The sequence below is a fragment of the Arthrobacter burdickii genome, assembly GCF_030433645.1.
Classification (GTDB): Bacteria; Actinomycetota; Actinomycetes; order Actinomycetales; family Micrococcaceae; genus Arthrobacter_D; species Arthrobacter_D burdickii.
In genome coordinates this window covers 369,172-382,146 of record NZ_JAROCG010000001.1, presented here as the reverse complement: position 1 = coordinate 382,146, position 12,975 = coordinate 369,172, and the positions used below count along the sequence as shown (strand labels likewise).

The 12,975-nt window shown below is 60.3% G+C and carries 19 protein-coding genes; 8 read left to right on the top strand and 11 right to left on the bottom strand.

Going from position 1 to position 12,975, the window contains the following annotated elements:
* Positions 1–451: 451 nt before the first annotated feature.
* From P5G52_RS01790 to P5G52_RS01780, 3 genes are all read right to left on the bottom strand, one after another.
* On the bottom strand, positions 452–1,006 hold the full coding sequence (locus P5G52_RS01790) for a GNAT family protein (RefSeq protein ID WP_301224273.1): 555 nt from the start codon (positions 1,004–1,006) through the stop codon (positions 452–454).
* 108 nt (positions 1,007–1,114) lie between these two features.
* Positions 1,115–1,315 (bottom strand): hypothetical protein, encoded by a 201-nt coding sequence (locus P5G52_RS01785; protein ID WP_301224272.1) that lies wholly within the window; start codon positions 1,313–1,315, stop codon positions 1,115–1,117.
* Between the two features lie 64 nt (positions 1,316–1,379).
* A complete protein-coding gene (locus P5G52_RS01780) occupies positions 1,380–1,802 on the bottom strand; it encodes a GNAT family N-acetyltransferase (RefSeq protein WP_301224271.1) in 423 nt (140 codons plus the stop codon).
* A 227-nt stretch (positions 1,803–2,029) separates the two neighbouring features.
* On the opposite strand from P5G52_RS01780, the gene P5G52_RS01775 reads away from it, so the two are divergent.
* Together P5G52_RS01775 and P5G52_RS01770 are read left to right on the top strand one after the other, a co-directional pair.
* The gene (locus P5G52_RS01775) at positions 2,030–2,617 is read left to right on the top strand and encodes an RNA polymerase sigma factor (protein ID WP_301224270.1); all 588 of its coding nucleotides are present in this window, start codon (positions 2,030–2,032) and stop codon (positions 2,615–2,617) included.
* Positions 2,583–3,659: a CU044_5270 family protein gene (locus tag P5G52_RS01770; protein WP_301224269.1), complete on the top strand. Its 1,077-nt coding sequence runs from the start codon at positions 2,583–2,585 to the stop codon at positions 3,657–3,659. The genes P5G52_RS01775 and P5G52_RS01770 overlap by 35 nt, the downstream gene beginning before the upstream one ends.
* Positions 3,660–4,771: 1,112 nt before the next feature.
* Here the strand turns inward: P5G52_RS01770 and P5G52_RS01765 are convergent.
* A complete protein-coding gene (locus tag P5G52_RS01765; protein ID WP_301224268.1) occupies positions 4,772–5,053 on the bottom strand; it encodes a hypothetical protein in 282 nt (93 codons plus the stop codon).
* Between the two features lie 572 nt (positions 5,054–5,625).
* On the opposite strand from P5G52_RS01765, the gene P5G52_RS01760 reads away from it, so the two are divergent.
* The 3 genes from P5G52_RS01760 (at position 5,626) to P5G52_RS01750 (ending at position 6,977) form a co-directional block, all read left to right on the top strand.
* Entirely contained in the window at positions 5,626–6,153 is a 528-nt protein-coding gene (locus tag P5G52_RS01760) for a hypothetical protein (RefSeq protein ID WP_301224267.1), read from the top strand.
* Positions 6,154–6,243: 90 nt separating this feature from the next.
* A complete protein-coding gene (locus tag P5G52_RS01755) occupies positions 6,244–6,588 on the top strand; it encodes a PadR family transcriptional regulator (RefSeq protein WP_301224266.1) in 345 nt (114 codons plus the stop codon).
* Positions 6,585–6,977: a DUF1129 domain-containing protein gene (locus P5G52_RS01750; RefSeq protein WP_301224265.1), complete on the top strand. Its 393-nt coding sequence runs from the start codon at positions 6,585–6,587 to the stop codon at positions 6,975–6,977. Before P5G52_RS01755 ends, P5G52_RS01750 begins: the two co-directional genes overlap by 4 nt.
* On the opposite strand, the gene P5G52_RS01745 is transcribed toward P5G52_RS01750, so the two are convergent.
* The 7 genes from P5G52_RS01745 to P5G52_RS01715 all read right to left on the bottom strand — a co-directional run bounded on the left by P5G52_RS01745 (position 6,974) and on the right by P5G52_RS01715 (position 10,717).
* A complete protein-coding gene (locus P5G52_RS01745; protein WP_301224264.1) occupies positions 6,974–7,522 on the bottom strand; it encodes a hypothetical protein in 549 nt (182 codons plus the stop codon). The genes P5G52_RS01750 and P5G52_RS01745 overlap by 4 nt on opposite strands.
* Positions 7,515–7,865 carry a PadR family transcriptional regulator gene (locus P5G52_RS01740; protein WP_301224263.1) on the bottom strand — a complete coding sequence of 117 codons (351 nt, stop codon included), beginning with the start codon at positions 7,863–7,865 and terminating at the stop codon, positions 7,515–7,517. Before P5G52_RS01740 ends, P5G52_RS01745 begins: the two co-directional genes overlap by 8 nt.
* Positions 7,866–8,088: 223 nt before the next feature.
* A complete protein-coding gene (locus tag P5G52_RS01735; RefSeq protein WP_301224262.1) occupies positions 8,089–8,334 on the bottom strand; it encodes a hypothetical protein in 246 nt (81 codons plus the stop codon).
* Positions 8,335–8,430: 96 nt separating this feature from the next.
* Entirely contained in the window at positions 8,431–8,799 is a 369-nt protein-coding gene (locus P5G52_RS01730) for a GntR family transcriptional regulator (RefSeq protein ID WP_301224261.1), read from the bottom strand.
* Positions 8,796–9,839 carry a hypothetical protein gene (locus P5G52_RS01725; RefSeq protein WP_301224260.1) on the bottom strand — a complete coding sequence of 348 codons (1,044 nt, stop codon included), beginning with the start codon at positions 9,837–9,839 and terminating at the stop codon, positions 8,796–8,798. Before P5G52_RS01725 ends, P5G52_RS01730 begins: the two co-directional genes overlap by 4 nt.
* A 178-nt stretch (positions 9,840–10,017) precedes the next feature.
* A complete protein-coding gene (locus P5G52_RS01720) occupies positions 10,018–10,242 on the bottom strand; it encodes a hypothetical protein (protein ID WP_301224259.1) in 225 nt (74 codons plus the stop codon).
* Positions 10,243–10,522: 280 nt separating this feature from the next.
* The gene (locus P5G52_RS01715; protein ID WP_301224258.1) at positions 10,523–10,717 is read right to left on the bottom strand and encodes a hypothetical protein; all 195 of its coding nucleotides are present in this window, start codon (positions 10,715–10,717) and stop codon (positions 10,523–10,525) included.
* Between the two features lie 391 nt (positions 10,718–11,108).
* On the opposite strand from P5G52_RS01715, the gene P5G52_RS01710 reads away from it, so the two are divergent.
* From P5G52_RS01710 to P5G52_RS01700, 3 genes are all read left to right on the top strand, one after another.
* Positions 11,109–11,594, top strand: a complete 486-nt coding sequence (locus tag P5G52_RS01710; protein WP_301224257.1) for a hypothetical protein — start codon at positions 11,109–11,111, stop codon at positions 11,592–11,594.
* A 173-nt stretch (positions 11,595–11,767) separates the two neighbouring features.
* Entirely contained in the window at positions 11,768–12,226 is a 459-nt protein-coding gene (locus P5G52_RS01705; protein ID WP_301224256.1) for a hypothetical protein, read from the top strand.
* A gap of 286 nt (positions 12,227–12,512) precedes the next feature.
* Positions 12,513–12,938 (top strand): GNAT family N-acetyltransferase, encoded by a 426-nt coding sequence (locus P5G52_RS01700; RefSeq protein WP_363321899.1) that lies wholly within the window; start codon positions 12,513–12,515, stop codon positions 12,936–12,938.
* Positions 12,939–12,975: the final 37 nt, after the last annotated feature.

Below are 12,975 nucleotides of genomic sequence, written 5' to 3'. Positions count from 1 at the left end.
CAAAAGGATCCCTATGCGGGAAGCGTGGTTGAGGCGCTGCTCCAGCTACTTGTCCTGGCGAGTGCTTTGTTGTTCGCTCAAGTCGGGCCGGTCCAATCGCGACGGTGATGGCCCATCGGCAGCCTTCCAATCGTCAGGCCGGTCACCGTCACTCACGACCTCACCGGAAGCACTCCCCATACGAGCTCGCCGGGCGGCGGATTCCCCCGCCCCGAAATGCATCCAAGCAGCAGATCCCCACACAATGTTTCCTTCCCCGCTCTTGATACCCGCATGTCGGCGCTCATCGCTCCTAGCACCAAGTATCTGCGGTGCTTCCCCGGAGATTGGCGTTCTTCGCAGCTCAACCGAGTAACGATCAGCCGGTGCGCAACGGGCGGCCAGGGCATGCTCCCTCACACGGTGAGGCGGTGTTCCTTGAAGGATCCCTCAGCGGGACGTCAGGTCCTCGTCACCAGGGTGTGCCACGGAGGTCTATGTTGCCCTGCGGCCACTGGCTCGCATCACGTGTCGCCGAGCAGATGAGATGTGGTTCGCCTTCTGATACGAGGACTGACGTCTGGTCGAGACGGGATAAGCAGCGCTCCCTCGAGTGAACCTGAATCCATCCCGCCGACTCGTAGAACGGCGCTACCTCTTGCCGGCATCCGAGGAAGCCGAAATTGACTCGGGCTTTATCACGCATCACCTGTGCAGCGTGCCGTATAACTCTGCCGCCGAAACCAGTGCCACGTGCGTGCTTATCAACTAGCACGCCTCCTGTACCGGCCACTAGGACGTCGTGGGCGCCCACGGTGATGATGCGACGTTGGAAGCCTACATGTGCCGCTAGTACCGTCCCTTGAAAGCCCAGGACATGGAAATTTGCCGGTGAATAGCCATAGGGGGCGTCGGCGTTCCACTGACCGTAATCGCCTAGGTATTCGTTGTCGAAGAGCTGCTGGAGCACAACAAGTTCCGGGCCGGTTAGATCATCGTGGCGCTTTACTTTCACGGTCTCACTCATCATCAAAGCGTGTGTCTCAGCCTTCAACGGCTCACTTCCGTCAAGACTCGTAAGAGGATCGGCTTGCAACCGTGCCCATTGAATTATCCCGCTGAACGCTGTTCCAGCTCACGACTGCGTATGTGCTTCCGACTTGTAGGTTCTCCTGTAGTTGATGATCAAAAGCGCCGCCACGATGCCGCAAATGATTCCGGTGGTCATGTCGCCCCACTCCGACCGCTCGGGGAGGGAAAAGAGAAAGAAGCTGAGGCTGCCCACAGCGTTGATGAGAAGAAGAGCGATGGCCGCTAACCACGTATTTTTCGGCATACCGACCACCGTAGTACTGCGGCGAGGCACAGCCCGGGACAGGATCCCCGTTCGCGCGTAGCTTTCAGTCAAACCGCACGAAAGCTCGGATGGATCCTCCCGCAAATTCGTCTGTCTGCGTGTAGCCCAAGGCTTCGTAGAATGCCTTTTGCTTTGGCTCGTCATCAGTGATGAGAACCTTCTGCCGCACGTGCGGGTACTGTTCGAGGGCTCGCTCAGCGAGAGCACGTCCTAAGCCCCTCCTATGATGTGACGGCCGGACGAGGATGTCCTGGAGATAGCAGATCGAAGCACCGTCGGAGATCACGCGAGCAAGCCCGACGAGCATCTGACCATCGCGGGCAGCCACGAGTGTCGACGATCCCTCGAGGGCCTTCTGGAGAGTGTCCGGATCCTTGGTGTAGGCAAGCCATTCCACGGCGTTGTAGAGCGCGAGAACGTCGCTCAGCGCTAGGTCCTGAGCCTTCACTACCTCGATCGTGGTCATGATTCATCGAAACACGGCAGACTCTCGCCTGTACTCGAGGTCTTACGTGTGTCCGCTCGAGGATCGTCTACGGGCGCCTTGAATCCCTAACTCATAGTCGAGTAGACCGCTTATCCGAGTGCGGTTAGCGCTGAGGTCGAGGGCTAGGTTGATGGTGTCGCTAAAACGTTTTTGCAGAAAGTTAGGGGGAACCGTGAACTTTCCGGAGGGATCGGGCATTACTGAGTGTGAACACAGACGCGGAGATAGTTGAGCGGTCGCGCTACGGCCCGGCGGCTTTTGGGGAACTCTACGACCGGCACGGCCCTGACATTTACCGGTACGCGGCCCGTCGAGCCGGTGACTTCGTGGCCGAGGATGTCATGGCGGAGACGTTCCTGATCGCCTTCGAGGGGCGTTTTGATTTCGTTGGGTCGACAGGTGCGGTACGGCCGTGGTTGTTCGGGATCGCTACGAATCTGCTCCGTAGACATCATCGGGCCGAGGAACGCGTGCTGCGGGCCCTGGTGAAGCTGGGCGGGCGTGTGGAGGATCCCGATTTCCTGGGCGCCGTCGACGAGCGGCTCGACGCTCCCGGGAATCAGGCCCGCATTGCACGGGCTCTGCAGGGCCTTCCCGCGATAGATCGGGACGCGATCCTGCTCCTGGCATGGGCTGATTTGTCCTACGAGGACATCGCGACAGCCACCGCTGTGCCTCTGGGAACGGTTCGTTCCCGGATTAATCGCGCCCGACGCAAGCTGCGCGTGAACCTCACTCTTAGCGATCAGGAAGATGATCATGGACGATCTGCAGTTGCTCCGCGCAACGCGTAATGACATTGGCACTATCCCGGCCGCCACTCTCGCTCGAGGACGTGAGCGCCTAATGCGCGCGTCCCACAGCGATCCGGCTCCCCACCAATTCGAGGATGTTTTCCAAGACGAGGGTGTCTTCGGGGTCTCTCACGATGCCAGCCGGAGGTCCCGCTCGGTGAGGTTTCGCCGTGGCTTTGCTGTGGCAGCGGCCGCCGCAGTCATCCTCACGGGGGCTTTGGTAGCCGCCGATGTCGTCCTCCCCGATCGGCGGCCCATCAGCGCTGCCGCAGCAGTGCTCGAAGACGCGGCAGCAGCGACGGTCCGGACGTCGGACCCCGTCGTCCTCCCCGGCCAGTACCTGGAGATTGAGACCAGAGCACTCTATGGAGCCTCAAGTCCCGGGGAGGGACTGACCTGGGACGTGGTCCAGGCAGACGAGCTCTATATCCCCGCCGACCCCCATGAGGAGTGGATCTGGAACAGACAAGCACCCGTACCGACGGAATCGGCTCCCGAGATTGTCAAGGAAGCCGCCCGCCTCCAGCCGACGGTAGACCCCGCGACATATGCGGCGCTGACCGGTGTTTTCCGCGCACCCGGTGGGGCATTCGGAAACGGAGAGCAATACACGATCATCGGGGAGCCGCTGACTGAAGCCGACAACCTAGCCCGCGACCCAAAGGCACTACTGGACAGGATCTACGAACACACAGAGGGTGCCGGGAAGACCCCCGACCTGGAGGCATTCGAAACCATCGTAGAATCCCTGCGCACCGGGATCATTCCCGCTGACCTGCGGGCTGCATTCTATGGAGCTGCGGCGCTCATTCCCGGGGTCGACATCATGGACAGCCAGGCCACCATCGACGGACGGACTGGTGTAGCGATCGGCATAGCGCCTCCTGAGGGCGGGTCCCGCCAGGACATCATCATCGACCCCACATCAGGCCTGGTCATCGGTGAGCAGATCGTGATGTTGAAGGACTATCCGGGGGCACCTGCCGGCACCGTAGAGTCCTGGACCTCCGTCCAAACCTCCGTCGTAGACTCGGCGCCGTGAGCCAAAACAGCGAGGAACCAGTCCGAAACCCCGACAAATTGCACAAGTACGGGAAGTCCTCTGCTCGCCACCGTGGGCGTCGGCCACCAGCGCTTGGCGTACTGACGTTAGTAGCCCTCATCGTCGCCGCTCTCGTACTCGCCTACATCCTCCAATTCGCGTACTTCTTCAGCAAGAGCCTTGCCGAGGAATTCTGCGAGAGTGCGCCCGGAGGCCGCGGTTACTCCGGAGACAAGGCGCCAGAAGAAGTTTCAGCCATCTGTAGCTGGGCGCGCAGTTAGAAGGTCTAGGCCCTGGCGGACAAGCGATTCGGCACGATTAAATCAGTGCGCCGTTGAAGGATCCCTTAGTGCGAAGGGGAACGGCGTCGGGGCTAGTAGCAGCTGCCCACGGATCGTAGGAATTCCGATGGTTTCCCACTGTAATCGTGCGGCTGCAGCACTCCGCCAGCAAAACCCCAGGTACCCCAGGACAAGGTGTACTGGCCCTCGCTCATCGGAGAATAGCTTCCTTCTACTCTCCAGGAAGCAGTGCGCCAGCCCAGCCCCCAAGGAAGCACTGCAAAGGCTTGGCCCTGACCGATGCGCAAGAAAGAAGCTTCTCGTGTTACGACCTGACACCCGTCCGGTCCTGCCGGCCGCAGAAGCGTGTACGACGCCCCGTATCCGACGTCTCCCATGAAGGCGAGAGTTGAGCTGATAATCGCCAAAGCGACGAATATCCGCTGGAAGATACTCGTCAACAAGCCATCCCGAATCAGATCCTGCTCCTTTAGCCCAGCTCTGATTCTCCGACTACTGAATACAAGTAAGACTGAAATTCCGCATAAAACGCTACCGGCGACCCAGGGAGGAAGGACTATGCCACCGACAACAAAAATCAAGCCATTCCAGCCCAACATGACCAGTAACGTCGTGGCCAACCCGCAAATGGTGGATGCTCGACGTAAATGTTGCCAAGAAGGCTGCGCTGCGATGCTTCGGCTGAACCTCATCGGGTGACTCTAATCGGGCGAAGTCCAGCACTAAGTTTGTCTGGCGCTGTCCGTATGACGGTAGTGGAACGTCCTGCGGGTCGAGCAGTTGTACCTCTTGCCTGCAGACTGCTGGCATTCAACTGGTGGACCCCGCGGGCTGGTTGTCCCTGTAGATGGTGCAGCTTGAGTCGTAGTACTCACTCACCATGGCGGGATCACCGTTTCGGGCTGGAGTCGTGATCATTGTGTCGAAGTCCTCCGGGTTGCTCAGGTACTTCTGCGACACCGGTAGAGACGGGTACTTCGCGATATTTGTCACTGCTTGATTCCGTTTCTGCGGGTCCTGCTCGTCGACGGCTTCAAGGTAGACGTCCATCCAGGAGCACAGCCAGTACCCAGCAATGAAATCATCCTGCATTTCGGGATACCCGACAATGTGCCCTTGGTCGGGATTGACAGCAGGGTCAGAGAAATCGATGCCGGTACGAGGCCATCGAACCCCTTCAGGTAGGGTCTCAGGAAATGCGGCCGTGGCACGCTGAATTGCTGGATCAGTCGTTGCCTGCTCGCTTGGTATCGTCTGCTCGCTTGGTATCGTCTGCTCGCTTCGTATCGTCTGGCCCGCTGACGGTTCGGTGCCGCAAGCGCTTGTCAGCAATGCCCCAGTGGCGACTAGCGCAGCCGCAACACTCCAATTACTCTTCATCGTCCATCCCCCATTTTGAACTAGATGGACCGACCATACGCCCAATCCAACGAAGCAACCGACTAAAGCTCCAGTGCCAATGTGATGAATGAACTCACCGGTTTCCCTTCAGCGATTAAGCGACAAGAGCTCACAACCACCGCTGCGCCGCCTGACCGTCGAGAGCCGTCCGTAAGCCGATCGGCATAAGGACATTGCCTAGGCTGGCCCGAGCACCGCGGGTACAGTCGTCCCAACTTTGAAGTTGGGGGACTGCAATGACCAGTGCTGGAAACCGTGTGACAGTGATCGTGTTCATCGGAGTGGGGCTACTCGCCGTCGCGGTGATTCCGTTCCTGGTTATACCCGTGATCGTTGCCGGCTCCTGGGTCCTCGCAGCGAAACTGAGGACCACTAACCCAAGCTTCTCCCTGGCATGGCTTTCTGCTTGCGTCACCGCCAGTCTCCTAGCCGCAGCAGTGGGCGCCAGCATCCTTCTGGCACCTCAGGCCGCCGTGTCAGTCCTCCTACTTCTGGGATTCATCGTTCACGCGGTGACGGTAATTCTCTTCGGTAAGGCCTGGAGCCAAGGAAGCGACCATCCGACGGCTGCTTGGGTCGCTTCAGTGTCCTTTGGTCTGGTGGGCCTACTCGGGGTGGTGCTGATGGTGACTTTCGGCCGAGGGATTGCCCTGGCCGATGCAGGGCAGTCTTCCTGGGTGATCGACACCCTGCTCCTGCTCAGTGTCATCGGCATACCAGCATCCCTTCTGACAGGCCTCATTGCCCTCGTCAGAATGCGCACACACCGTACGCCGTCGCTCACCCGCTGAAGGATCCACTTGCGGGTGAGGTAACAGGACCAGACTGGCTAGCTCCCCGCAATTCTAGCGTTGCTAGCTATGTAGAGGTACTATCTAGTCATGGCGAAGGATCTGGACGCAGAGGGGATAACTCGAGCAGCGCTACCTGTCGCGATCCTCGCAGCACTGCGTCCTCAAGCCGCCCACGGTTATGCCCTGATCGAGCTGCTCAGCGCACATGGATTCCCCGACCTGAAGGGCGGGACGCTCTATCCGATCCTCGCCCGGCTCGAACAGCAGGGCCTGGTGCGATCGGCGTGGGACCACAGCCAGAGCGGCCCCGGGCGCAAGATGTTCACCACCACCGACCAGGGCGACCTGCTGCTGGACGCTGCAATCCAGGCGTGGCAGGACATGGGTCGCACCCTAAAAGATTTGTCCACGCGAGGAAGAGACAACTCATGAACTACCACCAGAGCCTCACCGCCGAGCTTCGCTACCGCGGGATGCCCGAGAACGACATCGCAGGCATCTTGGCAGAGGTCCGTGCCCATACTCCGGCCGGCGAGGATCCTGCTGACCACTTCGGCACACCGGCCGAGTATGCCAAGCAGTACACGGCGGAATTCCCGGTGAGGAAGCCCCGACCACATCCTCTCCGGACCATCCTGACGCTGCTGGCCATCCTCTACGTGGTCTGCGCGCTTCTTGCGAAACCTTTGCTGGGTATCGACGCCAGGGACTACGTTGGGCCGGTTCTCCTCTGGCCTGCGCTGGCCCTGATCCTCATCGGCATCGCCACCAGCTTCCTCACCACGACGTTCAAGCGTGCGCCGAGCACAACTAGCGACTAGCTCGTGGTGACCTCTGAAGGTTTCACCTGGCGCCAGATTCGGGCGCCAAGGAGGAAAGCGAAAGCAGCGAGGACCGTGGGGACGATCAGCCAGGCCCAGTCGCTGGTCCAGCCGATGCCGACGCCTTCGTCGGTGGAAAATGCGGTGACCTTGATGATGAAGAACGTGGCGTCTGCTTCGGCGGAGCCCAGGGACTCTACCGCGGCGAGCATCCCGAACACGTAGGACAGGAACACCGTCCAATAGACGAGCAGGGCCGCGCCAGCGGCTATTACTCCAATGGACCACAGGGGCCTGCGGTGCGCGTCGTCGGCGTACTGGTCAGCAAGTGCTTTCGGTGAGCCAAGGTCGCGAAGGCTGGAGGTCATTCCTCGGGGGTCGCTGATCAGGCTCTGTCGGAGCTCCTTGACCGTTGATCTGCGTTCCTTGCCTGGCATGACTGCTTCCAGGTGCCAATCGAGCCGAGTCAGGTATGCCTCGGCGTGCAGCCGGTCACCCATGGAGCGGTGTCGTGTTCTCATCGAGCCGGGGGGCTTATCAGGCATGAGGTGCGTGCTCCTTTTCTGTGGCGGCGTGAACGGCAGTGGCCACGACCTGCCACTGCTCCTTCACGGATGCTCGTGTGGCGTGGCCTGCTTCTGTCAGGGCGAAGTACTTCCGCGGTGGTCCGCTCGTCGAGGGAACCATCCGAGTGCTCACCTGCCCGTCTCGTTCGAGTCTGCTGAGCAGCGGGTACATCAGCCCTGTCGTCACTTCCAGGCCCAGGTTTGCGAGACGTTCGATGAGCTGGTAGCCGTAGGACTCCTCGTCGGCGATCAGGGTGAGCGTCAACAGGGGCAACGCTGCCCGCGTGAGCTGCGCGTCCTGCTGAGCCTGAATTCTCGACATAGTAGTAATAAAACATTAATACCCGACGGATACAAGGGTGGCTAAATGGTGTCCGTCTCCGCTGCCTGCAAGCCGGTCGGCCCGCGGCCGTGCAGGCGACCTTGAGCGTTTGTGCAGACGACCGTGAGAACTGACATGCACCACTCGAACTGTGAGTTTTGGTCAAGATGGCGGGGTTTCTTACGGGGTGATTGGCGGGGCCAGTAGTCGCTGTAGCAAATTGCTAGGTGGAAGAAGCGACGTCGTCATGGCGCAGCGAAAGGATCGCTCGCGCAATGAAGACGACTGCCGCTACCACTGCGATGCCCGAACCGAGGATCAGGTACCAGGTGGTGGCGCTCGGGAAAGACATCACCGCGATCAGGGCGAACACTGCGCCCAGGAGTCCCTGAACCACAGCGTCGCGTTTCGAAGCGCGTGTTCGTCGCGGTCCGTGCTGCTGCTCTTGTCCGTTCGTCCCCATTGTCATGTCGTCGAGTCTAGCCAGATCCTTCCTCCGGCTGTCCCGCACGGGGATCCCTCAAGCGGACAGTTTTATCCGGAACTGAACGCGAGATCGGAAAACTTATTTGGACGTAGGCCGTGTCTGAGCCCACGCGTGTGCCAGTAGCCCCTGGGCCTCTGTAAGGCTGAGACCGTCCTTGATTGCTTGGTGCGCGAGGTTTTCTGCTGCTTGGATGAGTGGCTCTGTGGTTGCATAGCCGGGGTTGACGCGTGTTCCTGCTGCTCGTGCTGTGCGGATCAGTCCTGAGCTTTCGAGTTCTCTATACGCTTTTGCCACCGATCCGGCGGAGACTCGGAGGTCGGCGGCAAGCTGCCGTACGGGAGGGAGTCGGGCATCTGCCGGGATCTGTCCGGTGCGTATCTGCGCCGCGAGCTGCGAACGGATCTGCTCGACCGGCGAGAGGGGGGATGAGGGGTCGACGCTGATCATCGGACACGTTCGGAACGCACGCACTGCATGTGGCCTCCCAGCGACCACAAACCCGCGGCTGTAGAGCAGGCCTTGATCAGCAACATGACCGCGGCGACCGCAATGACCAACGAGACCAGGATCAGGATCAACCCGAAGGTGTGGCCTGGTTCAACCGGGATCGTGCCGGCGACAGTATCGAGGTCTGCTGTAGGAACCGGGTCACGATGAGCTGCGGCCAGGACAGTGCCCGTAATGGCTGCAAGTCCGGCGACTTGGGAAGCGAGGGCAGCACTGGATGCGGACATGATGAACATCGTGCGCTGGGAGCGGAGGAACGAGTCGGCACCAAGGAGATCGGCCGAGCCCGGCCGCGCCGCCCTAGCTGTACGGTGCAAGGCCCAATACACCACAGCAATCAGCAATAGCGTGCAGATGATCACCGGAACCCCGTAGTACCAGCCGGGAAACGGGCCGTTGGCCGACAGGTTGTATTGCACATCCACCACCTGTCCACTCTCGATGCCCCAGCCCGAGAGGCTTCGACGCTGGAAGACGCGGTGCAGACCGTTCTCGTCTGTTGCTGAATAACTTCCCGTCAGCAGCAACCCCAGAATGAGAATGATTGCGGCGCTGAGCGGTAGAACGAACACCCACTGCCGAGCAAATGATGTAGGACCGCGCGGAGAAAGCTCAGCAACAACCCGCCCACCTTCGTCGGGAACCCAGGCAGGTCTGGGATAGAACATGTAAACGAGCAGGCCGACCAACGCACCTACCCCACCGGCGAGGGCATATGTGATCCCGTACCCCCTGCCCCACCATGACCCGACCAGGCACATCACCGCCGCTCCTGAACCCCCAAGGATCAGAGCCGCTGCGGCCGCGAGAGCATCCCCCCTATACACAGAGAAGACCTGGGCTTTGGTGCTGGCAAAAAGCTCCTGCTGGTTAGTCGGGCTCTGCTGAGGGCCAGCCAGGGCTCGCCGGACCACCACCCACACCCCGACCGCCAGGAGTGCGACAAGCACGACCGCAATCAGTATCGGAATCGATCCCATGATGTTCCCCTCACGCCGCTTGTACCGTTGGTGCAATACAAGCGTCAGCCTTACCTTGTGTCAAGGCCGAAGTACAAAGATGAGGGGCTGACCATGATTTTGAAGGAGGTCACACCTCATTCGGTGGCTGCCGAAGGAACGCTGAGAAATCTCTGAGTGGGTGGTCCGGTCCTGCAAGTCAGGTGTGAGGCTCGCTGCTTTCTTGCGGTCGCGTCAGGATGGCTGGCCGCGCTAAAGGCAGTCCGACGATGCAGGCCAGCGAGGTGACGAGAAGAGCGGCAAAACCCAGCAACATCAGGCCGAAGCCGCCTATGTCTCCGTATGATCCTTCCACCGATCTAAATGAGAACAGGTAGATCCCGTTGGCTACCAGCATCGGTATGCCCGCAATTGCCAGGAGCATGGCGCCGAGTTTCAGAAGGTCTGGCCTGCACCGCGTCGCACGACCAATCGCAGCGAAGCCAAACGGAACAGCGGCACAGAGAACCGCGGAGCCGGCGTGAGCGATTGTGAAAAGGGAAGGACTGTATGGCCCCGCAAACATCCAGACATACCCTGACAGAAAGGACAGCGTCAGTGCTGCCAAGCCAGGTAACACGCGAAGGAATGTAGACATAGGTTACGGTCCCACACCCGCCGCACTATCTCGCTGAGTGAAGCGGAGAGGGATCCCTCAGTGGGAATCAGATCTCGCGGCGGAGGCGTGCCTTACGCTCGTCCTCCCGTACCTTTCGATTGATGGGTATCACTGCAATTCCACCTAGGATGCCCGCACCAATGAGCAGGAGGACGCCAAGCCAGCCGAAAACTTGGTAGGCGAAAAAGCACATCGCTACAAGGAGAAGGATCCATAGAGTGCGCTTCATCGTCTGGCTCATGCTTCACCTTAGCGACCTAGGACTATTGGACCCGTCCACCAGTTCATGATGCGCGATGCAGGATCCTTCAAGGATCACTTCCGGGGATAGTTACTGCCGCTAGAGTCGATCCAAGATTCCGATGAGATTCAGCTGGGGGAACGTTGGTACTAGAAGCGATCGTGGCCGTACTTGTGACTCTGTTCCCCTACGCCGTCGGCTTCTACGTCTTGTACTGGGTCGTGAGGCTAGCTTTGAAACACGGGCTGAAGGCGTACTTTGCGAAGTCGGAGGCCGGCCGTGCTCCCGCAGAGTGAGGCGCACCAGTACGTGTCCCGGAGTAGCTCGACATTCCGGTTGAGGATCCTCGAGCGGGCAACAGTAGAGCGGGGCTGTCGCTACTGTTTGAGCTATGAGTATGGCATCCGTGCACGTCATCTTTGCGATCACCCGGCGTCTCATCCTTCGCAGTGCCACGATCGGAGCTTTCGTGGGGCTGATTGCCGGGCTTGGGATGTTCGTCATTGTCTATGCTCAAGCAGCACTGGATCCTGAACGATTTGCGGGTTGGAACGAGAATCCTGGGCAGTGGGTGATCTTCGCCGTCGGGGGCGCAATTGTCGGGACTGGGTTGGGCTTGGCCAGCGGCTTAGGCGCCCTGTTCTCGTTGCGTGTTCGCGCAGCCGTCACCGAGCCGGACAGAATGCACTTTGCAGGTACTGCAGGGTTCGGTGCTGGGGCGGCCATAGCAGCATGCACTGTCCTCGCCTTTACCGGTGTGGGCACGGTTTTTTGGGTGTCGATCGGGATGAGTGTCGGTCTCGGCGCGGTATCGGCATGCATTGCTGGTCTCCAAACACGACGCCTACTCACTGCAAGTCCGAGTCGTACCGGATAACGATCCCGAACCGGGCAGTGTGTGGTCCGCAGTCGAGCCGTTGGCTAGGGCTAAAGCGTGCGCTAATAGGGCTACCTGTGGCGGAGGCTCGCGAAGGGTTTTGAAAGTAGGCCTTTCTTTGGGGGACAGGACGATGCGACTATGACCTCACACTTTCAAGATGGGGGACATCAGTGAAGCCAGGACAGAATCTCGGCGCGGTCCTGAGTATTTGCGCCATAATGATCGGCACCTGCTCCGCCTGCACGGCAGCATCGGGGGCGCCGGCTGAACTACCGGAGTTCGACTCGCTCCAGACCGCATTCGAAGCGGTGGACAAGAACATAGGGTGCCTGGACGGCGTCGACGGAGGGACCTCTGTCTACGACGGTGTCGGCCTGCTCAATACCGAGTCCACGAAGTGCACGGAGACAGTCGAGGTCTTCTACGTTGAGGCGGCCGGTGACCGCGAGCATGTGGTCGCGACGCTGTCCGCTGCGGCCGAGGGCGACGGTTCCATGCAGTTCGTCGAGGGCAAGAACTGGTTTGTCGTGGACTACTCGGAGGTCGCTGCGGGCGGTTCGCCCGACGGATCCCGCGACCTTGCTGGCCTTGCCGAGAAGCTTGGGGCTGAGTTCAATGAAGTTGAGTAGCCGGCCCGGCCACAGCATGAACCATGCCTCCAGCTGATCTTTGCCTCTGGTCGCACAGTCGATCGGAGCCAAAGATGCCTTCCGAACTGCTCCTGTATCGTCGGCCGGCCTACTGCCCGGAGCGCGTGGGGAGGTTCTGCAGTTTCGAAAGGGATCCTCGACCGGACACGGCTTGTAGCACCGACTCCTGCCGTGCTCGGTAGGCTCCATGAAGGACATGAGCGAGGGGACACCATGACTGAGGAGATAGAGGTCCGGGGGGTGCGTCGACGGCGATCTTGCCGCACTGGAAGCGACTGAACCACCAGGATCGGGCATCGCACGCAATCTTCTTCAGCACCAGGCCTCCGGCACCATCGTTTACGCAGCAGCTTGGCAGACCCACCAGCCGGTCGGTACCGTGGTCCTGGACCTGGTCTCGAAGCACGCCCCGGAGCTCAAGCATCTGTTCGTGCAGAAATCCGCTCGAGGTGCCGGCGCAGGTACCGCCCTCTGTGCCTGGACCGAAAAGCGCGCAGCACAGGCAGGATTCGACACGCTCTACCTCAGCGTCGGCGTCGAGAACCAAGCTGCTCGCCGGCTCTACGAACGCTTGGGCTTCACGCCTGCCGGGAAGACAACGACGACGACCTATCAGTACGTCGACGACGACGGGCAGAAGCAGTGGGCCACCGAGACAGACGACCTTTTCGAGAAGACGCTGGCGGGATGAGATTCATTTTCCCAGTACAGAGGCGCCCGGAGCGGAT